The following is a 22,816-nucleotide window of genomic DNA, read 5'->3' as shown; positions in this document are numbered from 1 at the left end:
CATTCGTTAAATATATAAGGGAACGTTTCCTCTTAGATTAAGTAAGTCATGACATCCAACGATTCCTCAGAAAATCTGCGCAACCGCCTTGCAGAAAAAATGGCTGGAGATATCACACTCTCAGAAAAACCCGGAGAGTCACTGAAAAAGTGGAGGTTAAACTTTGAGATATCCCAGACCGATATTGCAAATTACCTGAAGGTTTCTCCCTCTGTTATCAGTGATTATGAAAGCGGGAGGCGAAAGTCTCCAGGGACAATGATCGTCCGGAAGATCGTAGAATCCCTGCTTGAAGTTGATATAGAGCGGGGAGGCAAAAAGATTCACACTTACGAATCGATACTTAACGCCGAATGTGGCTCAAAATCAATCTACTCAACATACGAGTATACTATCCCGATACAGCTTGCTAAACTGGTAAACCTTATTGAAGGCGAGATTGTCTACAAAGGAGCTGAAAGACCTCTATATGGTTTTTCTGTCATCGACAGCCAGCGGGCAGTTCTGGAACTTTCCTCCCACGAATTCCAGAAGCTCTACGGCTGGAGTACGGACAGAGCCATGATCTTTACAAAGGTCAGTACCGGGAAATCCCCCATGGTAGCTATCCGAGTCACCAACCTGAAACCCGGAGCCGTTGTGCTTCACGGGCTCTGTAAAGAAGAGGTCGAACCTGTTGCAGTCAAGATGGCGGAAGTAGACCGTGTACCCCTGGTCGCAACTACAATGGACCTCGACCAGATTGTGCAGTTACTGAAAAAATACAGTCAATACTATGCAAGGGAATGACCCCCTGGAAGATGCCCTAAACACTCAAAAACAGGTGAACACATGACTATTGGAATTGTATCATACGGTGCTTATGTTCCGAGATACCGTATAAAAATTGAAGAAATCGCCCGGCTCTGGGGTGATGACGCAGAGGCTCTCAAAAATGGCCTCATGGTGTACGAAAAATCCGTACCTGATGTAGATGAAGACGCAGCAACGATTGCAGTTGAAGCGGCAAGATACGCAATAGCAAGAAGCGGCGTCGATCCCTCAAGAATTGGGGCGGTATATACAGGTTCAGAAAGTCATCCCTATGCTGTAAAACCAACAAGCACTATCGTAGCTCAGGCTATCAGCGCAACCCCTGAAATGACTGCAGCAGACTTTGAGTTTGCATGTAAGGCAGGAACAGCTGCAGTTCAGGCATGTATGGGACTGGTGGGTTCCGGAATGATTGACCTTGGCATGGCTATAGGAGCAGACGTTTCCCAGGGAGCCCCCAGTGATGCCCTTGAGTACACTGCCGCAGCAGGAGGAGTCGCCTGCCTCATCGGGAGAAAAGAATCCGAACTTGCAGCAATCATTGAAGATACTTACTCTTTTACAACAGATACTCCTGACTTCTGGAGAAGGGAAGGGATGCCTTACCCCGAACATGGTGGCCGCTTTACAGGAGAGCCGGGGTACTTCAAACATGTGACAAACGGCGCAAAAGGTCTGCTTAAAAAACTCGGGACAAAGCCTGAAGATTATGATTATGCAGTCTTCCACCAGCCAAATGGGAAGTTCCCTACCAAAGCTGCAAAGATGCTGGGGTTCACAAAAGCCCAGATAACTCCGGGACTTGTAGTTCCAAAAATAGGGAATACATATTCAGGGTCCTGCCTTATGGGAATCGCCGCAACCCTTGACCAGGCAAAACCCGGGGACCGGATTTTTGCAACCGCTTTCGGGTCCGGAGCAGGGTCCGATTCATTCAGCATAACAGTTACTGACAGGATTGAGGAAATCAGAAACCTGGCTCCGACGGTTTCCGAACTTATCAAGGATCCTATATACATCGACTACGCAAAGTATGCCAGACATAAAGGTAAAATCCGTCTGGCCTGAAAACGGGGTGAATACATGAGAGACGTAGCAATTATCGGAATAAAGAATACAAAATTCGGGGAACTCTGGGAGCGTTCCCTGAGAGACATCGTCGTAGAAGCCGGGATCGGAGCAATCCAGGACGCAGGCGTAAGTGGAAAAGAGATTGACGCTCTGTATATAGGAAACATGAGTGGAGGCCGCTTTATTGATCAGGAGCACATAGGTGCCCTTATCGCAGACTATTCCGGTCTTTCGAGAAACCTTCATGTCCCGGCTACCAGAGTAGAAGCTGCCTGTGCATCCGGAGGGCTTGCCCTGCGCCAGGCTATAATGTCTGTGGCTTCAGGCTACAGCGACATCGTAGTAGCAGCAGGAGCAGAAAAGATGACTGATGTCGGGTCTGAAGAGGCATCTTCCGCTCTTGCAGCAGCTGCTGACCGGGAATGGGAAGGCATGGCAGGAGCAACCTTCCCCGGGCTTTATGCAATGATTGCAAAGCTGCACATGCACAGGTACGGAACTACAAGCGAACAGCTTGCAGAAGTAGCCGTAAAAAACCACAAAAACGGGTGTTTTAACCCCATTGCCCAGTACAAGAATGAAATTAGCGTGGACGACGTACTGAATTCAATAATGGTAGCCGACCCGTTACATATCTTTGACTGCTCCCCCATAACAGACGGGGCATCTGCACTTGTTCTGGCTCCTGCGGACGTTGCCCACAAATATACTGATACGCCCATTTACATTAAGGCAACAGCCCAGGCAAGTGACACAATTGCCCTGCATGACAGAAGGGATATCACAACCCTGGACGCAACCGTGATGGCTGCAAAGAGAGCATATTCCATGGCAAAATTGAAACCTGAAGATATCGACCTTGTCGAGGTACATGACTGCTTTACCATTGCTGAGATCTGCGCAATTGAAGACCTGGGATTTGCAGAAAAAGGGAAAGGCGGAATTGTCACAGCAAATGGGGAAACTGCGATAGGCGGAAGGATCCCTGTCAACACCTCCGGCGGCCTGAAAGCCTGCGGACATCCAGTTGGAGCAACAGGCATAAAACAGGCTGTGGAAATTGTAACCCAGCTTCGCGGGGATGCAGGAAAGCGTCAGGTAGCAGGAGCCGAGTATGGAATGACCCACAACGTAGGAGGGTCAGGAGCGACCGCAGTAATACACATTTTCTCGAGGGAGAGGTGATATTCGATGTCTTCTGTACCAAGATTCTGGAGAAACCTGGGCAGCAGGTATAACCTTGAAGGGACCCGCTGCAAGGAATGTGGGGAATATTTCTATCCCCCGCGCAATGTTTGCGTAAACTGCAGGCGCATGGGTGAGCTCGAATCATTCAAATTCAAAGGCACCGGCGAAATCGTAAGCTATACATTGATTCACACGCCTGCGGAAGGTTTTGAAAACCAGACTCCCTATACCCTTGCAATTATTAAACTGGATGAAGGGCCCCGTCTAACCTCCCAGGTGATTGGAGACCCTGAAAAAATCCAGATTGGAACACGGGTTAAATCCGTGTTCAGGAAGCTCGGGGAAGACGGCGAGCACGGTATGATCTACTACGGTACCAAATTCGTCCCTGCAGATACATGATCGGATCCGGATTCTTCCGGATTCCGTTAATGATTCTAAAGTGAGGATTTTCCGGGGCCTCCCGGATCAAATTGGAGATGTCTTTAAACTATGATTGAAGTGGAAGTAAAGGTCAGAGCGGATCATTCAAAGGTCCGCCCTATCCTTGAGAAAATCGGGGCAAGTAGAATCGGGGTTGAGAATCAGTCAGATACCTATTTTGCAGCTCCTTATAGGGATTTTACAAAAACTGACGAGGCGCTCAGGATTCGTTCCCTGGACGGTCAAGCCGTGCTGACCTATAAAGGTCCCAAACTCGATAAAGTATCCAAAACCAGAGAAGAGCTCGAAACTTCTGTGGATGAGGCCACTACCACAGGAATACTACGTGCCCTTGGATTCTCGGAAGCCGGAATCGTCCGCAAAAAAAGGGAAGTCTTCAGGGCAGGAGAGATAACTGTCTGTCTTGACGCAGTCGAAGGGCTCGGAGAATTCCTGGAAGTCGAAATCGTAGCTGGAGATGAAAAAGATCTTGAAATTTCAAGGAAAAAATTATTTGAGTTGCTAAAACAGTTTGGCGCCGAGGAAAAAGACTCTATTCGGACTTCTTACCTTGAAATGGTACTGGATAAAAGCAATGATTAATTTACCGGTTCAATTTCAATAATTTTCCCGACTATTTTTTATTGATACTAAAATGAGCCCTGGGATTGGCTCAATAAGTTGTTCATGCCCGCATCATGCACGGACATGAAAACAACTGTCAAATTTTGATTTAATTTAGATTTAATTTCGATTTTAATTTACTCTATTTTTACCTTATTCTGGAGCCGGGCTTTAGATCTTTATCCGGCATAAGGGCTGATACAATCGCTCCGCCGTCATCGGCTGCAAGTATCATGCCGTTTGACTCAACTCCGCAGAGTTTGGCGGGTTTCAGGTTGGCGAGTACAATTACGGATTTACCTGTGAGTTCTTCAGGAGTATAATATGAAGATAGGCCTGCTACAAGCTGTCTTGGCTTTTCCTCTCCTATATCCACTTCAACCCGCAGGAGCTTTTTTGACTTCTTTACAGGTTCAGCAAAGATAACTTTTCCTACCCTGATGTCAAGTTTTGCAAAGTCCTCGTAATCTATCTGGGGAAGGGTTTCTATTTGCTCTGTTTCTTCTGTTTTTGCTGCATCTCCGGCTTTTTCGGCTGGTTTTGCCTCTTCTACAGGGCCCATTCCATCAGATTTGGCAGGCTCCTTTTCACCCCCCTTTGCCGCGTTTTTCTTTGCATCTGCAGCTTTTACCCTCTGGTTTGCAATCTCGTCCATCTCTACTATCCTGTCATCTTCGAGCTTGGTAAAGAGGAGCTCAGGCTTTGCAAGTTTTGTGCCTGCCTTCAGGGGCACGAGGGCTTCTTCATACTGCACGGCATGTATATCGCTTTCCTGTCCGAGTCCTTTCCAGGCTGTTTCCATGGTCAGCGGGAGCACGGGTTCAAATATAATGCTCAGGGCTTTTGCCAGGTGGAGGCAGTTGTAGAGGACCTGTCCGCAAGCGGCCCGATCTTCTTTAAGAAGTTTCCAGGGCTCGTGGGACTGGAAGTAAATGTTCCCGAAAGACGCAAGAGTCATGGCAGAATCGACAGCTTTTTTGAACTCGTACTCAGCCATTGCAGCTTTTATTTCTTTTAGAGCCTTTTCTATTTCTGCGCTTACTTCAGGTTCGAGTTTCCCTTCAGGGACTTCTCCATAGTTCTTGAAAGCAAAGAGCATGGTCCTGTACAGGAAGTTTCCTAATACAGCCACCAGTTCGGTATTGATCTTTTCCTGAAGCACGCGCCAGGAGAAGTTCAGTTCCTTAGTATGGGAAGTGTAGCTTGCAAGGTAATACCTGAGGAGGTCTGGATGGAAGCCGTGGTCAAGATAATCTTCCCCTACCCAGACCACATAACCTCTGGTCTTGGAAAACTTTTTATCTTCTATTTTGACCATGCCTGATGCTACAACAGCTGTAGGCACGGAATAGTCTGCACCTTTAAGCATGGCAGGCCAGAAAATGCAGTGGTGGTAGGTAATGTCCCCTCCAATGAAGTGGACTATCTCCCCGTCCTCTTTCCAGAATTTTTCCCAGGAATCCCCTGTCTTTGCGGCCCATTCCTCGGTGAAAGCCATGTATCCTATGGGGGCATCCACCCAGACGTAAACCACAAGATCTTCATGCCCCGGGAATTTAACTCCCCATTCAAGGTTTCTTGTGATACACCAGTCCGTAAGCCCCTGCTTTACCCAGCCAAGTGCGTAATTGATAGCATTGGTGGTGCCTCCCAGGTCATTTGAGAGGTAATTCAGCAGGTAGTCGCTAAACTCGGAAAGTTTGAAAAAGAAGTGTTCCTGCTGACGGTACTCTGCAGGCCCTCCGCAGATAGTACATACAGGGTCCTGAAGCTCCCCGGGCTCAAGGTGTTTTCCGCAGCCCTGATCACATTCATCACCTCTGGCTGTTTCTCCACAGTGAGGGCAGGCTCCTTCCACATAACGGTCAGGAAGGAAGCGATTGCACTTTGGGCAGTAAGCGATTTCTATGATTTTCGGGTACACATAGCCCTTTTCAATCAGCCTGGTTACAATATTAAGGGTCCGGTTATGATTTTCAGGGTCATCGGTTGTCCCAAAAGCATCAAAGTAAACACCAAGCTGCTTGAAAGTTTCATCAAAGTGTTTATGATAGACCTCTACAAGTTCTTTAGGGGTGATTCCGAGCTCCTCGGCGTTTACGACAATTGGGGTACCGTGGGTATCCGAACCACAAACAAAGGTAACCTCCCTTCCTTCCTTCCGCAAGGAGCGGGCAAAAATATCAGCGGGCACATAGGTCCGGAGATGCCCGACATGTGCCTTGCCGTTGGCATAAGGTAAGCCACAGGTGACAAGTACGGGTTTACTGGATGATTTTGACATTCTTATCTCCATATATTTTTATAAGTGTATCTCTTCTGGATGACTGCAATTCTGAAATATATTTCGCTTATTGTATTTACAAGGGAACTTATTTGAGGGATAGTTGATAATCATATATAAAAGAGGGGTGGAACGCAGAGAAACATAAATAGTTGCTCTGACAATTCAGACCTGTTGAATTGACCCTTTTATTTGCGGGCTTTTGAAAAAGATGTTTCTGGCAGTTCCCCCTACCAGGAGAATTTGCCTGTCCCCTTAACTGGAGTTTTCAGCAGAAAATAAACATAGACCGGAAATTAAAGAAACAAATCCAGGAAGTGCGGTCCTGTCAGATATGAATGATGAAAATGTAAACTCAGAAGGTACGGATTCAGAAAGCATGAATCCGGAAGAGGCATCCGGAGACGACCTTTCGGGAAGTAGTACATTCAATAAAAAAGAGACTATTATCCCTGAGGAGGATATTTCAGATATTACCATCAAGGAAAATTCCTCAGATTCCGATTCTGCTCCTGAAAAACAGGGATCGGCAAAAACGGATGATCAGGGACTTCCTCCCCGGGACCCTGAGAAGAAAATTCCTGAGAAAAAAATAATTAAAAATGAGAGTTTAAGCATGAATTCAGGCTCTTCTCCTTCCGTACATAAAAAGAAACGCAGCGGTACGTCCTATGTTGTGGTCTTACTGGCTCTGATTACTGTTATTGCAGTCAGTATGGCTGCTATATTCTACGGCCTCGGTTTCGGAGGAAATTTAGGGACCTCCGAGAAGATAGCGGTAATTTATGTACAGGGCTCCATGCTCACTGGAAACGTTCCCTCAGGGTTCGGCTATGCAACCTCAGAAGAGATTTCTGAAAACATCCACACCGCTGTAGCAGATGAAAACGTCAGGGCAATCGTGCTCAGGATAAACAGTCCTGGAGGGTCTCCTGCAGCCGCCCAGGAGATTGCAATAGAGATTGAGAAAGCTCAGGAACAGGGCATCCCTGTTATTGTTTCCATGGGAGATCTTGCGGCCAGCGCTGCATATTATATCTCTGCGCCTGCAGATTACATATTTGCAAATCCCTCCACAAGTACGGGATCCATAGGAGTTATCTGGGTCTTTGAGAATATGTCTTCTTTCAACGAAAAGGAAGGTATAGATTATTACATTTCAAAGTCCGGAGAGTTCAAAGATATGGGAGGGTCCTGGAGAGGGCTTACGGACGACGAAAAAGAATACGCTGATACCGTTGTCATGGAGAGTTATGAAAACTTTGTAACTCAGGTCGCGGAAGGGCGTAATATGAGCCGGGGTGAAGTAAAAGACCTTGCCGACGGACGCGTATATACCGGATCCAGAGCAAAGGAACTTGGGCTTGTGGACGACTTTGGAAACCTCTATGACGCAATTGATAAAGCTGCGGAACTTGGAGGCATTCAGGGTGAACCAAGAGTTGTATATATGAACAGGGCAAGCATTTCAAGGTTACTTCTCGGTTCGGAGTCCAGGGATTCCAATGAGGAAACCAGGCAACTTGTCAATTACTTTGAGAAAAGCCCTTATGGGAAGATTCTTGCCTGTACAAGTTAATTATCGGATTCCCTCTATTTCCTTTTTTTCCGTTATTCATTTTTCTTAATTAATTCAGTTTTCTGTTTTTTAGACAGGTTTACACCCTGAAAATAGCAAAATATATATTAGCTAACATGCAGGATATCTCGGGCTTAACATGCTGGAACTCAAATTTGTACGTAATAACCCCGACATAGTTGGGCGTGCTCTTATTAACAGGAATATGGGCACCGAGCTTATAGATAGCCTTCTTGAATATGACGCGGCCTGGAGGGACTGTATCACCGAGGGTGATAGCCTGAAGCATAAACGCAATGTGGTCACCCGCGAGATAGCGCAATTTAAGAAGGAAAATAAAGATGCTTTATCAAAAATAAACGAAATGCAGGGCATCAATGATCGTATTAAAGAAATAGATGATAAGATACGCGACTATAAGTTAAAAATAAATGAAATAATGCTCAGTATCCCCAATATCCCTTCTGACATGACGCCTATAGGCAAGGATGAAAATGACAATCCGGTTGTAAGGGTAGTTGGAGAGCCAAGAGAATTTACGTTCACTCCAAAGCCTCACTGGGAGATAGGGGAGGCGCTGGATATACTCGACTTTGAGAGAGGAACAAAGATAGCAGGCCAGGGCTTTACAGTCTATAAAGGCATGGGCGCGAAACTTGAAAGAGCTCTCATAAACTTCATGCTTGATGTACACACCGATCAGGGTTATCTCGAAGTTCTGCCGCCTGTGCTTATCAATGAAAAAGCCATGACCGGCACAGGGCAGCTGCCAAAGTTCAAAGATGACATGTATGTATGCAGCGCTGACGGCTATTATCTTGCACCGACCGCGGAAGTCCCGGTGACCAACCTCTTCATGGACGAGTATGTGGAAAATCTGCCGGTATTACTTACAGCATATACCGCCTGCTTCAGGCGTGAGGCGGGGAAACATGGTCAGGACACAAGAGGCATCATCCGCCAGCACCAGTTCAACAAGGTTGAGCTTGTCAAATTCGTGAAGCCGGAAACATCCTATGAAGAACTCGAAAAACTCACCCTCGATGCTGAGGAGATTCTCAAACTCCTGAAGATACCATATCGTGTCATAAGCCTTTGCACTGGCGACATAGGGTTCTCGGCGGCCAGGACTTACGACATAGAGGTATGGGTACCCGCACAGAAAAAGTACCGGGAGATCTCCTCGTGCTCGAATTTTGAGAACTTCCAGGCCAGAAGAGCCAATATCCGTTTCAGAACCCCTGAAGGTCCTCAGTTCGTCCACACGCTTAACGGTTCAGGCCTTGCTGTCGGCAGGACCGTCGTTGCGATACTGGAGAACTACCAGCGTGAGGACGGCAGCGTAGAGATTCCGGAAGTCCTCAGGCCGTACATGAGAGGGGCCGAAGAAATCAGCAAAGTTTGAACTTGTGGATTACTTTTAAAAAACCATATAATCCGGAATTCGATGAGAAAGCCGGCAGCTCGTCAATTACTTTGAGGAACGCTCTTATGAGCAAATCCTTGCCTGTATAAAGTAATTAACGGGCTCCCTTACTTTCTTTTTTTCCAGTACTTATTTTTTCATATATTCAGCCTTATTCATGATTTCCTGCGTTTCTTCTGCAAATCTTATCAAGGAGAAGGATATTGTCAAGCATGAGAGAACCGCTCCAGCCAAGAGGAATTGCCCATGCTGGTTTTCCTGTAGACTTGTCCACCTGTTCAGGGAGAAGCCCTGTGCTTGTTGCTCCGGCCAGAGCCCATCTCAGGCATTTAACCCCTTCATCGGTCAATTTTTTCACATCTTCGGCATAAGGTCCCTCTTTTCCATTGGGGAGATCGAGGACAAAGGCAAACATAGCCTCCGAAAGCCAGAGAGTGGTTATTATCCAGGGATTTCCGTCGATGTAACTGTCATTTTCGTAACGTTTGATTCCATTACCCGCATTGATAGGAATTGAGAGCTTTTTCTGGATATTTTCTATCAGGAAAAGAATCATATCCCTTTCCACAGGGTCTTTCGGGGAGAGCATTCCAAAGGGCATATAAGCTCCAAGGACGCTTGCATCAATCGTTTTATCCAGTTTTTCATTAATGATTCCTTTTGCAAAATAGCCTTCCTGAAGCCAGAACCGGTCAATTGTAGCCTGCTTGATGAACTCCGCCCTTTTCTTCCAGCGTCTTGCCATGCCAGACTCACCGTTTTCTTCCGCAAGGTGAGAGGCGCCCATGAGCCCTGCATAGATCGAGGCATTGGTATAGGTGAAAACTCCGTAATAAGTCTCCCACAGGTCCATACAGCTTTCATGCAGCCCGGACTTGGTCCTCTTCATCAGGTATTCGGCAGCCCTGAGCACGGAGACCCAGACCTCTTCCAGAAATTCAACCTTTTTGAGGCCTTCGAGAATCCTGTAATACACATCCATGGCATGAAGTGTGGACCCGGTCTCGTCTATCTGGGTTGAATAGTCAAAATTACCCCAGGAAGGAGCTATGTCTCCGTTGAGCCAGTAACGCTGGAACCATGAACCATCGGGGAGCTGGGCCCGGATACACCACTTGAAAAATCTATCACAATACTCGGGATATCCGGAATGCTTGAGAGCAAGCACAACCTCCGAGGTATCCCTGTTCCAGCAAAACCCGTATCCTCCGCATTTCTCGAAATTGGAGTCAAACTCCGGAGCAGCCACGAAAGACCCATATTCACGGTCGTTCAGGAGATAAAGCATGAGAAGAGCCCGGTTATATGCATTGAATAACTCCTGGCGCAGGTTATTATGCCCTTCAAGTCCTGGCATCTTGAGCACGTGTTTTTTTGATAGCCACATCACCCAGTGTTCCCGCGTCTTTTCAAAGATGTGTTCCAGGGGCATTTTGGATAACTCATGCATCCTCTTATACAGGAGGCTCCGGGAAGATGCAGCTCCAATAAAGATTACAAACTCATTTGCCCCGTCAGCTTCCAGTTCAAGGTCCCAGCCAACAGCGTTGTTGATATTCCCTATATCTTCCTTGTTACGCTGCAGCTTTCCGTCTTCCATATCGTATTTGGAATTTGTCCACCATATGGTATCCATTGCCTTTCCGATCTGCCATTCCGTAAACTCCGGCAGGGCGTAGATTCCTATATAGTAATTTTGCCAGTACTGTGCAAGCAGGCGAGCTTCCGTATCGCAAAATGCGGAGTTTTTCTTGGAGGTTTCCCCTACGTTAAAATTAGAATAGTAAAAGAATTTTCCAGACATCTTTTGCTGGGACTGAACCTTAAACCTGCGGATAAGGACAGGCACTTCAGGATGCACAAGATCAAGAATCGAGATCCTTATCCCTGAGTCGTGATAGAGTTTCGTGGATACGATATTGGTGTCCTCGATATAGTTCTGAATAGAATGCCAGTCGTTATCGTTTGTCCAGAGAAGCCTTTCTCCTGTATGGATACAGGCAAGGGATTCTTCTACGTGCTGGGCATGGTCTCTGCGGGGATAAAATAAGCCTAAAATATCTCCCTTTCTGCCCATTGTCACAAGCAGTTCGTCATTTCCGAGAATGACATTCGGTTGTCTGATCACCGTGTGTCCCCTCTGAGCTGGTATTCCTGGCTTGCGCTGGAGGGAGCCAGTGAGATTACATGTTCGCAGAAATTCTTGCCTGTGGCTTTACAGCTGACTTCCCTCACACTTATGTTCTTCCCAAAATACTCGGTCAGGTAACCCGCAAAGTAGCCGCTCATGAAGGCACATACCGGCTGGTCCGAAGCTCCGTAAACATCGGCTATAAACGAGTCTTTTACAATGATTTTTCCTTCGTAGGTTTCGGGGTTACAGTCAATTTCCAGGATTCCCCAGCCCACAGCTCTGTACAACTCTGCAAGCATGCTTGCGAAATTGCTGTTATTAATAGGCATTATACTCTTGAAATATTTTGCAGCATGACTTCCTCCCCGCAGTCCGGATAGGGTAAGAAGCCCTTCTGCATGTGGCACACTCTGATTAAGAGTTTTGATGATATCAACAATTGTGAGTGCCCTTGCCATAACTCCCCTGACACCTATGACATTCAGGGGGAAATCAACAGAGTAAATCATCCCAAATTCTGAAATCCCAAATTCAACTGCATTTACAACCTCCAATTCTCCTATTTTTTGAGCAAGATTCGCCATATCCACATCTTTCTTAAGCTCTGTAAATATGGAGTATTCTCCGGTCGTCTGTGTAATATTGTCAATATGCCCGAACATAATGAAGGCATTCTCTTTTTCAAAAAAATCAGTTATTATAGATAAAGAACCAGGCTCTTTCGAATAAGTAACCTTGAACCATACAATCTGCGAATCTTCATTAAATCCTGCAAACATGCATAAGTCCCTAACCATGTGACTCAAACTCCCATGAACCTATATGTATACATTTCATTAAGTTATTGCGTTAAGCTCCTGAATACACGAGCCTTAAAGTCCATAAGTACTGCCATAAAGTTTACTGCTGCCTCGAAAGGTGTGGAGTGAACACTGAAATAAGAATGCACGTCTCCATCCCCTAACCACTTGGTGCACATATAGTAATAGTGATCCGAAGTCAACAGGTGCTTCCATATACGCAGGATTTCGGGGTCTCCTGTTTTTTTCACAAAAGGCTCAAGCAGTTTCATCTCTTCAAAACAACGCCTTTGCATATCGTTTCCAAGCCATGCGCTGGTATCGCGTTCCATATCAGCCCAGGAAATCGTCGAAAAGTCTCCAATATCGATCTCGGCTACAGGGGAATATTTTCTGGCAACCTCTACAGGAGTGCTGAATTCCAGACCGTTTTTGAGGACTTCTGCAGGCAGTTTTTCCAGGAAATTAAAAATTCCGGTTTCTTCCCACTGGTGTTCTCCGAACGTCTCGTAGTCCATAAAAACATTGATACAATCCTCCTTAACCCCTGAAGCCCACGATGCCCATTTCTCCGCAGTAAGTGGATATCCTTCCCACCACCTTGCCGAAAAACGGTACCCTATATCGTCACTCAGCTTGTAGTTCCTGAAGAGAATGGGTAACCCTGAGTCTTTTGCCTTATAAAGTACGTTAGGAGACCTCCCCTCAAGCATATGGTCCGCACCTTCCGTAAGAATTGCCTTATAACCCAGCTCGGAAGCTACCTTTGCTATGGTGTTATTGTAAAGAAGTTCTGTGTTGCGGAATACCTGAGGTTTAACCCCAAGGAGGTCGAAAACCATTTTTCGGTGTTCCTTCACTTCTTCAATAAATTCGGTTTTGTCATCAAAAAGGCTTGAGAGAGAATGATAACAGGTCTCATCCAGAAACTCCACAGCCCCTGTTTCTGCCATTTGCCGGAAACTCTCAAGCACCTCCTTTCCCCAGAGTTCGCATTGTTCGAGCAGTGTGCCAGTAATCGAAAGGGAAAACCTGAACTCCCCTTTATGCTCGTCGAGAGAATCCAGAAGAGCCCTGTTTGTAGGGATGTAGCATTTATGGGCCACTCTTTCAAAAATCTCCCTGTTGCTTCTTTCATCAAAGTAGCGGAAAAAGCCAGACCTGTCATCAGGCCAGAACCTGCGCAGCCTGAAAGGCTGATGCACCTGAAAGTACATGCAGAGAGAGGTCATGCCCCTTCCTCCAGAACGGCTCTTCTTAAATCCGAGAGAATGGAAAAATAGTTCACAGCCCTTTCAGACCCTTCCCGGGCGTTTCCCGCATTCATTGAAAAAAGGATTTCACTCTGCTGGAGGTAGCCGAAAAGATGCTTCAGCTTTTGATAATTCGGTTTTTCTTTAATTTCTGCAAGTTCTTCCCCTACCCTTACCAGTTCTCTCAGGTAGAGTTGCTGCGCATGGTTTCCGACAGCATTGTGCATTCCGTAACGGATTGTCTGTTCGGTCCCAAGAGTAGAAAGTCTCAAAGGACTGAACCTGCTTACTGCTTCCGAAGGTGTAATCATTTCAATGCCCCGGCTCTTCAGAGCTTCCGGAAAAGCCCGTATAAAATCGGCTATCATGCTCTTGCTCCTGTGGTGAAGGCAGAGGCTTGTGTAATTTAAATAAAGGGTAAGGACATCCCCTTCCATGCCTGCAATCCAGTCTGCGAACTTTTCCGGGATCAGAGGATAACCTTCCCAGTTTTGTTCAGAAAAGCGCAGTTCAAGGTCTTCACTGAGGTTTATATGCCTGAGAAGAGTCGGAAGGTGTTTTTCAAAAACACGGACAGGATCACATCCATCCAGAATGTTTCTCGACCCTTCGGCAATAAGGCACCTGAAACCCATATCTGCAAGTATACTTCCTACTCTTTCCGTGTACAGAAGTTCTGTGTTCACGAAAGTCCTGGGGTTTACTCCTAACAGTTCCCTGAGCATTTCCCTGTAACTCATTACTTCCTCTTTAAACCAGGAAAGGTCAGGATAAAGGGCACTCAGGGAATGGTAACTGCAGCTTCCTGTAAACTCTACCCTTCTACTCTCCGAAAGTTCCCTTAAAGATTCAAGAAGTTCAGGGTCCCACCTGCACTGTTCCAGGAAAGGACCTGAAAGGTCAAAGGCATAGCTTCCCCCCCTTTCAATGGATTCTAGAAAAAAATCATTAAGGCGCAGAAATTCTCTCCCTGTTTTCAAGAGCCTTGAAAAAATTTGATTTCGGTCAAAATACCTGTCCATTTCAGGCACTCCGGAAAAACCCTCCACAGGCCAGTACCATTTGGGACTGTAAGGCAGATGTACTCCCAGACACATGCACACGGCTTTCATAACAAAAGAATCTTGTGCGGAAACCTACTAAAAACTATTGTTTCTTTCAGTCTTTTGCCTAATAACGGAATTATTGATCAGATTCAAAAAAGCTGATTCCTGGTTAATTGGGGGATCTAAGCCGGAACCCGGAGAAGGAATTTCTCAGTTTTCTCTTCCTGCGCCGTACGGGGGTTAGGGCCTGCCTGCCAACCAGATAAAAAACAACTTACAAGCCAGTAAAGCAATTAAGAGAGATGGTATATTGAAGGAATTCCTGCGTAGATCGTAGCAATATACAGACAATAGGCTAAAAACAGCATAAAACAAATCAATAAAAGCACCGGACTAAAAAGAAAGAGGGGATGAAGTAATCATCCCATCATGAATCTGGTAAGGCTGCCGTAAGCTTCTGCGATTTCATTTAAGGAAAGGGAAAGCTCGAAATTCTTGCCTTTGATTTCAAGGGTTTCGCCTCCCACTTTGCCGATTACTGCGTGGGGCACGCCTTTAAGAAGTTCCTGTACAGCTTCAGGTTCAGGCGTTGCAAGCAGTGCCCTTGCGGGAGCTTCTGAGAACAGGAATTCTTCCGCCTGCGTTTCTCCTGCAGCTTCGCTGAGGTCTACTTTTCCGCCCAGATTTCTGCACATCTTTGCAAGCCCTGCACCGATCCCTCCAAGGGAAAGGTCATGTGCAGAACTTAGTTTTCCGCTTTTAACAGTTTCGATTATGGCTTTTATAACGTCAGGGGCGTTCTCCGGGACTGCAGGGACCTTTCCGGCATTTTCAGACCCCATGCAGGCATAGTATTCGGAGCCTCCCATTTCAGGGGTTGTCTCTCCTACAAGGATAATGCTGTCTCCGGTCTTCGCAAAGAAACTTGAAGGGAGAGGCGTTTCGAGATCCACTTTCCCTATCATACCTATCGAGGGAGTAGGAGGTATTGCAGTTTTGAACTCATCGCTCTCGTTATAGAGAGAAACGTTCCCTCCGACCACCGGGATTGAAAACCTTCTGGCTTCGTCTCCAAGCCCGAGTACGGCGTTTTTGAACTGCCAGTAGATTTCAGGGCGCTCCGGATTTCCAAAGTTAAGGCAGTTTACAATAGCCAGGCCCTCTGCACCTTTTACTGCAAGATTCATGGCGTTTTCAAGAATTGCAGTCTTTCCTCCGGTATAGGGGTCAAGAAGAGTGGCTCTGGGCTGGCAACCACAGGAAAGTGCAATTCCTTTTGTATCGGTAATCCTGAGCACTCCGGAATCTTCTCCGGGCTTGACAACGGTTCTTAGCTGGACCTCGTGGTCATACTGCCTGTAGATCCATTCCTTTGAGGCAATGTTGTAGGAAGACAGGACCTTCAGGAAAACCGCTTTAAGGTCTTCTGGAGTTTCCGGTTTTTTGCCTTCTTCCCTTCGTGTGGGGGCTTCTACGAGACTCGCGCAGGTCGGAGCTCCTCCGGTCAGAAAACCAATTGGAATGTCGGCAACGATTTCCCCTCTGAACTCAACTGTATATGTGGGCTCTTCTGTAAGGTGTCCGATCACAGCCCCATTCAGGTCATATTTCTGGACCAGGGCAAGTATTGCATCGACATCTTCAGGAGCTACTTCGAAGAGCATGCGCTCCTGGGACTCGGCAAGCAGGATTTCATATGCATTCATGTTAGGTTCGCGCTGCGGAACCGCATCTGCAATAATGCGTGCTCCCAGTCCGCCCTTTACAGCCAGTTCCGAGCTTGCTCCCCCAAGACCGGCAGCACCAAGGTCTTTGCAGGATTTTACATATCCTTTTCTTATGGCTTCCAGGGTCATTTCCATGACAAGCTTTTCGGTGTATGGGTCCCCGACCTGAACGCTCGGGCGGTCGTCGGCTTCAGCTGATTCGGAAAGGTCTCTGGAAGCAAAGGAAGCTCCACCAAGTCCATCTTTTCCAGTGCCAGAACCTGCAAGCACGAGCTTGTTTCCGGCTTTCTGGGAGCGGGCGGTCATTACTTCTTCTTCCTTACAGAGCCCGACTGCAACAACATTTACCAGCGGGTTTCCGCTGTATCTTCGGTCAAAAAACGTCTCGCCATTGATAACGGGCACTCCTATGCAGTTCCCGTACCCTGCGATTCCTTTAATGATCTGCTCGAAAAGGAAGAGGTTTTTCGGAGTGTCCAGAGGCCCGAAATAAAGCGGGTCCATAAGGGCTATCGGACGGGCTCCCATGGATATAATATCCCTCACGATCCCTCCCACACCGGTAGCTGCCCCGTTATATGGATCTACATATGAAGGATGGTTGTGGCTTTCCATGCCTATGGCAAGCACATATCCGTCATCGAATTTAATGATTGCAGCATCATCTCCGGGACCGATAAGAACGTTTTCGCCCGTGGTTGTGAAGGTTTTCAGGAGATGGGCGCTTGAGCGGTAGGAACAGTGTTCACTCCACATATTCAAAAAACAGCCCTGCTCTACCAGGGTAGGCTCTCTCCCAAGTTCTTTTTTAATGATCTTCAGGTCTTCTTCAGGTAACATTGCCTTGCCTCTGATTCTTAAGCCTCATTTGGATGCCGAAGCTTTAGTTTCTCTTATAATTTCCCCGAAATATCAGGGGTTTCAATGTAGCGTTAATGTAGCGTTAATAGACTATGCGGACATAAAGGGACAGGGATTAGATAAATATTTCTTTAAGCCGGAGAGGAAAAAGGTTCTGCAAAATAAGTAGCTGTCAGCCATAAACACTGTAAAGTATTGAGATGAAGAGGAAAGAATCAATCCCCGGGTAAATAAAAAGTGGAGAATCGGCGGAAATGTTCATGCCCCAATGGAAAACAAACTCAAATTTCATATGAGAATGAGAGGAAAGAACAGGTAGAATGTCCCTGAGAAACCAGAACATCAGAGACGAGTCTTTTATCGACTGCTGGTACTGACAGAAATGCAAAATAAAGTTGGAAATAAGAATTCATTTGGGAGATACTTTTAAAGAAATAGGTGTCAAATTAGATAAGGGATTTTAAGAGCTAATTTGCGATCCTTCTGTCAAAACAATCCCTTCGGACGAACTATTATATAGCCTAAGGGATGATATTATACTGTCTGTACCTGCAGAACTTCTTTCTGCATGGCTGCCTGCCTTACCGGATTTGTCACTCATGGGGATTTGGGAGTGGCAGATTAAGGAGAGGCAGAGAAAACTTAAAAAACGTTCTGAATTTCTGCCGTAAACCGGTTTTTTGGGGGCACACAGGTCATACCCGTAAGGGGATGGCAGAGGGGACCATACAAATGTTTTCCTTAAGGCTGAGCTCTCAAAAAAGAACCCGGATGCTGAACAGAAGCTGCCTGAGCTTCCGGGAAGGGGTATGGGCGGCATAAAATAAAAGGAGTGGTAAAAGATGTTATTCATGGACGTTAGTACCTGGGACCCTTCGGATCGCGATAAGATCCTTGAACACTTTAAGAAACTGGAAATTCCTGACGGAATTGATGTTATCAACCAGTGGGTTGACCTTTCCGGAAACCGCTATTACATTCTTTATGAAGCAGAAAGTTCCGAGGCTTACGGAGCCTTCAATCTGCCCTGGTCCGATATCTGCATGATTGACAGTGTCCCTGTAATGGAAGCTTCCGAATTCATGCAGCTTCTGCCCAAGTACAAAAAATAAGCTGCAAAGATTATACATCAGTTTACTTAAAGGAACTCGGTGAGCCAGCTGATTAAGGCTCATCGAAAATCTTTATTTTATGGTTTCTGTTTTTGCTTCGTCAGTCAGGTCTTTAGTTTTCAACCTTTTAACCTTAAAATCTTTAACACCGGACCTTTTAACACTCAACGTTCAGCTTTAACATTCAGCTTTAACATTCAGCTTTAACATTCAGCTTTAACATTCAGCTTTAACATTCAGCTTTAACATTCAGGTTTTTAACAGTACTGTTTTTGTCTCCATATATTCAGAAAGAGCATCAGGTCCGTTTTCTCTTCCAAAACCACTCTCCTTAACTCCCCCGAAAGGAACTTCGGAGGCTACCTTCATGTGCTGGTTGACCCATATAATCCCTGCATTTAACTGTTCACACCCTGCTCGTGCCCGGTCTAAATCTTTTGTCCAGATAGACGCACCAAGCCCGTAACTGGTACGGTTTGCCTCCTCTATTGCCTCATCCAGATCTTTTACCGTCACCACGGGCAGTAAAGGACCAAAAACCTCTTCTTTCAAAAGTCTGGAGTCTCCGGGTACGTCTGAAACAAGGGTGGGTTCAAAGAAATACCCTTTCTCAGAACCCTTGAATGCAGGTACTTTTCCTCCGGTAATTATCCTGCCTGCATCCTTCTCCTCGATTTCGGCTGCAAGCTCTTTTATATATTCCCATTGATGGCGATTGTTAAGAGGTCCTATACTGGTATTTTTGTCCAGCCCATTTCCGATTTTTAAGTTCCTGACGCCGGTTTCAAGCTTTTTTATGAATTCTTCAGCTATGGATTCAAAAACATACAGCCTCTTGACAGCAGTACAGGTCTGACCACAGTTGTAAAACCTCCCTCTCAGGGCTCCGGCAGCAGCACTTTCGAGATCGGCATCGTCACACACAAGCATAGGGTCACTTCCCCCCAGCTCAAGAGTAACCCTTTTCATCCTGCTGGCTGCAAGTTCAGCTACTCGTTTTCCGGTTCTGGATTCTCCTGTAAAAGATATTTTTCTTACATCCGGACTGCGAACAAGACTTTCTCCTACTGTCTCCCCCGGCCCTGTAACCACATTCAGCACACCTGCAGGCAGCCCGGCTTCACTAAGGATCGAAGCTAGAGTAAGGTTTGTAAGGGGAGTGTTACTTGCCGGCTTCAGCACAAGAGTATTCCCGGAAATCAGAGCAGGGGCAATTTTCCAGCCCATAATCAGAGCAGGCATGTTCCAGGGAATTATGGCTGCACAGACCCCAAGAGGGTTTTTTACGGTAAAAGCATACCCATTTCCCGGGACCGGAATGAAGTCCCCTCGTAGACTGCCTGCAAGTCCGCAGTAATATTCAAGGACGCTGGCAAACCCTTCTATTTCGTTTCTGGCTTCTGCAAGAGGCTTTCCCTGTTCCTGCGTAAGCAGGGCAGCAAGCTCATCCTTCCTCTGCCGGACAATTCCTGCAGCCCTGTAAAGAACTCCTCCCCTCTGCTGCGGAGATGCGGAAGCCCAGCCTGCGGAAGCTGATGAAGCAGCTTCAACCGCCGCAGCTACGTCCTCTTCTGTGCCCCGGGGAACCTGTTCTAGAAGTTCACCTGTTGCAGGATTTTTCACATCAAAAAACTCGCTGCCACATGCTTCTACAGCTTTTCCGTTGATCTGCATTTTCATAGCTACCATTATTTGCAAAGACCTATTTTAAGCTAACAAAGAGTTTTATATCTGTAAATTAATAGTTTGGGAGTGTAATGCAAAGAATATAGTGAGAGTTAAACGAAAAACAAATTCCCGTTCGACAGAAATATAAGTATATTTACGAATTGCATAGTATCAATACAGGATCGTCTGGCAGACTCAAAAAACGGGATTTGTTGATCACTTAGTATAAAAGTTTTGGCGTATTTTGAGACTCTTCTGGAGAATAGAAGTGGGACTCCAGATGGGCTTTTATGGGGATAAAGATACTTCAGAAACGGCATTTTCCAGGATATAACGTGTGAGTTTACTTTACGAACTGCAATTTTTCAGTAGCTAAAAGAATGAATATCACAGGCAGGTACAGAGAACAGTGTCAGATTACCTTCAAGTAATTCTATGGTTTTTTCTTATAGAGATCCTGGGCTTGATTGCGATTCCACTTGCTGGAAATGCTGGAAACAGGCTGGCTGACAGGGGCATTTCGGCAGCAAAACCTCTGGGAATTATACTTGTCGCCTATTTTTCCTGGATCTTTTCTTACATATGGGGCTTTAACCGTAACACAATCCTGATCTCATTCCTTGTTCTTTGCCTGCTGTCAATTGGCCTTTATCGGAAACAGAAGATTTTTCCCGAAAGAAAGGTTCTGCTCGTCAATGAACTCGTGTTCCTCACAGGGTTCTTTTTTTTCTTACTTGTACGCGTGCACCTTCCGGAAATATACATGCACGAGAAATTTATGGACTTTGCTTTTTTAAATGCAGTAATAAAGACTTCCTCTTTTCCTCCGGCAGATCCCTGGTTTGCGGGCGGGTTTCTGGATTTTTACTATTATTTCGGGTATCTTTCCGTGGGTGCTCTGGGAAAACTCAGTGCTGTCAAACCTACCATACTTTTTAACCTGGCAGTTGCACTTACTTTTGCTCTTTCCTTCAACATCTTTTTCGGCATCGGGTATAACCTGACTCATGGGAAAATAAGGTATGGACTCCTTACTGCTGGATTCGGGATGCTGCTTGGAAATTTACAGGGACTTATAGAATTCGTATCCATGTATGTCCTCAAGGAGCAGGTTACAAGGGGATACTACTGGAGCAGTTCGAGGGTTATTCCTTTTACGATAAACGAGTTTCCGTATTTCAGTTTCATACATGGGGACCTGCACTCTCATATGCTTGCAATCCCGTTTCAGTTGCTTGTGATTGTATTTCTCCTGAATATATATTTCAGGAGAAGTGAGAACTCAATCTTTGAAAATAGCCTGGCATTTATTACATTTTCAATATCTCTGGGTTTTTTATTCCCATCCAATTCCTGGGACTTTCCGGTGTACTTCGGCCTGGCACTTTTTATTATCTTTGCATTTTATTACGGGCGTTATATTCATAATAGAAATTTATTCGGTTCTGTTGCTGAATTTTCCAAATCAGTCATTCTTGTTTCGGCCTTCAGCTTTCTGCCATATTTGCCCTTTTACCTGTCCTTTAGCCCTCAGGCGGCAGGAGGATTTGATTTTGTTGTGCCGGAACTCAGGACAACGATTGATAAATTCCTGATCCTTTTCGGACTTTTCCTGTTTTTGATCTTCTCTTTCCTTGTAACTCGCCTTGATTCCAGGCGAAAAATCGGATTTTTCATCCTTTTTGCTGGAGCCTCAACACTGCTTTCTGCGGCATGGTCTATTCCCCTGCTTGCAGTTCTTTTTCCCCTGCTTGCCCTGTCTCTGTTTTTATTCCTGAAGGATCTTCAGGAAAGAAGCGCGACAGGATTTGTATTTCTTCTAATAGCAACAGCTGCCTTCATTGCCCTTCTCTGCGAAATTATTTACCTTGATGATCCCATTTCAGGCGATTTTGCCCGCATGAACACTGTTTTCAAATTTTATATGCATTTATGGATTTTCCTTGCTATTGCAGCCTCTTATTCGTACTATGAACTTCGTTCCTTTTACGGGGGCAAGCCCGGAAATAGAATGCTTTTGAAAGGAGCCTATGTAAAAAAAGTATGGGCATCTGTACTTTTGCTACTGGTTATTTCCTGTGCCTTTTTTCCTGTAGTATCAACCATTACAAGAATAATTGATATGAATGCCGAACCTGCCCTTGACGGAATGGAATATATGAAGGAACTGGACCGGGGAGATTACAATGCTATAAAATGGATGCAGGAAAATATTGAAGGATCTCCGGTAGTTCTTGAAGCTTCTGAAGATGATAGCAGTTACAGTTATACGTCCAGAGTCTCTGCAAATACCGGGCTCCCTACAGTTATCGGGTGGGCAAGGCACGAGCGGTTCTGGGGAAGAAACCACAAAGAAGTGGGAAAGAGAATCACAGATGTTCGTTCGATTTATTCCACTGGCGATGAAAAGAAAACCCTGGAGCTTATGGATAAATATAACGTAAGCTATGTGTATATCGGTAAGCTTGAACGGCAGATGTATTCCATAAAACTGGATAAATTTGAGAATGAAACATATTTTGAACCGGTTTACCGGGATACAGTCACAATATATAAATTAAAGAAGAGCCCATAAAAAAGGATCTTATAGTTGTCGGTTATTACTTGTCGGTTATTACTTGTCGGTTATTACTTTTCCGTTGTTATTTGTCGGTTATTACTTTTCCGTTGTTATTTGTCCGTTATTATTTGTCCGTTATTATAGTTGTCTGATTTCAGAGAAAAACTGGCTCAGGCAAAAAAATTGCTATTTAGACCAAATATATCATTTATTTCAGTATTCTAAACATTGTTTCATAAATACTTTT

General features: G+C 45.6%; 16 protein-coding genes. 9 read left to right on the top strand and 7 right to left on the bottom strand.

Annotated features, from left to right (window positions below):
• Positions 1–48: 48 nt before the first annotated feature.
• From EO98_RS15400 to cyaB, 5 genes are all read left to right on the top strand, one after another.
• A complete protein-coding gene (locus tag EO98_RS15400; RefSeq protein WP_048134125.1) occupies positions 49–789 on the top strand; it encodes a helix-turn-helix domain-containing protein in 741 nt (246 codons plus the stop codon).
• Between the two features lie 42 nt (positions 790–831).
• Positions 832–1,881 (top strand): hydroxymethylglutaryl-CoA synthase, encoded by a 1,050-nt coding sequence (locus tag EO98_RS15395; RefSeq protein WP_048134126.1) that lies wholly within the window; start codon positions 832–834, stop codon positions 1,879–1,881.
• 15 nt (positions 1,882–1,896) lie between these two features.
• Positions 1,897–3,069: a thiolase domain-containing protein gene (locus tag EO98_RS15390; RefSeq protein WP_048142151.1), complete on the top strand. Its 1,173-nt coding sequence runs from the start codon at positions 1,897–1,899 to the stop codon at positions 3,067–3,069.
• A gap of 6 nt (positions 3,070–3,075) precedes the next feature.
• Positions 3,076–3,474, top strand: a complete 399-nt coding sequence (locus EO98_RS15385; protein WP_048134130.1) for a Zn-ribbon domain-containing OB-fold protein — start codon at positions 3,076–3,078, stop codon at positions 3,472–3,474.
• A gap of 90 nt (positions 3,475–3,564) precedes the next feature.
• Positions 3,565–4,098, top strand: coding sequence for a class IV adenylate cyclase (gene cyaB / locus EO98_RS15380; RefSeq protein ID WP_048142149.1), 534 nt, complete (start codon positions 3,565–3,567; stop codon positions 4,096–4,098).
• A 169-nt stretch (positions 4,099–4,267) separates the two neighbouring features.
• On the opposite strand, the gene metG is transcribed toward cyaB, so the two are convergent.
• Positions 4,268–6,403, bottom strand: coding sequence for a methionine--tRNA ligase (gene metG, locus EO98_RS15375; protein ID WP_048142147.1), 2,136 nt, complete (start codon positions 6,401–6,403; stop codon positions 4,268–4,270).
• A gap of 334 nt (positions 6,404–6,737) precedes the next feature.
• Between metG and sppA the strand changes: the two genes are divergently transcribed.
• A complete protein-coding gene (gene sppA / locus EO98_RS15370) occupies positions 6,738–7,982 on the top strand; it encodes a signal peptide peptidase SppA (RefSeq protein WP_048142145.1) in 1,245 nt (414 codons plus the stop codon).
• 139 nt (positions 7,983–8,121) lie between these two features.
• The gene (gene serS, locus EO98_RS15365) at positions 8,122–9,387 is read left to right on the top strand and encodes a serine--tRNA ligase (protein WP_048142143.1); all 1,266 of its coding nucleotides are present in this window, start codon (positions 8,122–8,124) and stop codon (positions 9,385–9,387) included.
• Between the two features lie 172 nt (positions 9,388–9,559).
• On the opposite strand, the gene EO98_RS15360 is transcribed toward serS, so the two are convergent.
• The 5 genes from EO98_RS15360 to purL form a co-directional block, all read right to left on the bottom strand.
• Positions 9,560–11,536 (bottom strand): glycoside hydrolase family 15 protein, encoded by a 1,977-nt coding sequence (locus EO98_RS15360; RefSeq protein WP_048142141.1) that lies wholly within the window; start codon positions 11,534–11,536, stop codon positions 9,560–9,562.
• Positions 11,533–12,339, bottom strand: a complete 807-nt coding sequence (locus EO98_RS15355; protein WP_048142139.1) for a V4R domain-containing protein — start codon at positions 12,337–12,339, stop codon at positions 11,533–11,535. Before EO98_RS15355 ends, EO98_RS15360 begins: the two co-directional genes overlap by 4 nt.
• 44 nt (positions 12,340–12,383) lie before the next feature.
• On the bottom strand, positions 12,384–13,574 hold the full coding sequence (locus EO98_RS15350) for a glycoside hydrolase family 57 protein (protein ID WP_048142137.1): 1,191 nt from the start codon (positions 13,572–13,574) through the stop codon (positions 12,384–12,386).
• Positions 13,571–14,707: a glycoside hydrolase family 57 protein gene (locus tag EO98_RS15345; protein ID WP_048142135.1), complete on the bottom strand. Its 1,137-nt coding sequence runs from the start codon at positions 14,705–14,707 to the stop codon at positions 13,571–13,573. The genes EO98_RS15350 and EO98_RS15345 overlap by 4 nt, the downstream gene beginning before the upstream one ends.
• A 353-nt stretch (positions 14,708–15,060) precedes the next feature.
• Positions 15,061–17,208, bottom strand: a complete 2,148-nt coding sequence (purL, locus tag EO98_RS15340) for a phosphoribosylformylglycinamidine synthase subunit PurL (RefSeq protein WP_048142132.1) — start codon at positions 17,206–17,208, stop codon at positions 15,061–15,063.
• An 863-nt stretch (positions 17,209–18,071) separates the two neighbouring features.
• On the opposite strand from purL, the gene EO98_RS15325 reads away from it, so the two are divergent.
• On the top strand, positions 18,072–18,341 hold the full coding sequence (locus tag EO98_RS15325; protein WP_048134152.1) for a DUF3303 domain-containing protein: 270 nt from the start codon (positions 18,072–18,074) through the stop codon (positions 18,339–18,341).
• Between the two features lie 249 nt (positions 18,342–18,590).
• On the opposite strand, the gene EO98_RS15320 is transcribed toward EO98_RS15325, so the two are convergent.
• Positions 18,591–20,030: an aldehyde dehydrogenase gene (locus EO98_RS15320; protein ID WP_048142122.1), complete on the bottom strand. Its 1,440-nt coding sequence runs from the start codon at positions 20,028–20,030 to the stop codon at positions 18,591–18,593.
• A gap of 388 nt (positions 20,031–20,418) precedes the next feature.
• Between EO98_RS15320 and EO98_RS15315 the strand changes: the two genes are divergently transcribed.
• Complete coding sequence (locus EO98_RS15315) at positions 20,419–22,584, top strand: DUF2298 domain-containing protein (protein ID WP_048142119.1); 2,166 nt, start codon at positions 20,419–20,421, stop codon at positions 22,582–22,584.
• Positions 22,585–22,816 lie beyond the last annotated feature (232 nt).

Origin of the sequence: Methanosarcina sp. 2.H.T.1A.6, from assembly GCF_000979455.1 — an archaeon.
Taxonomy (GTDB): domain Archaea; phylum Halobacteriota; class Methanosarcinia; order Methanosarcinales; family Methanosarcinaceae; genus Methanosarcina.
This window is presented reverse-complemented; position numbering and strand designations above follow the sequence as displayed.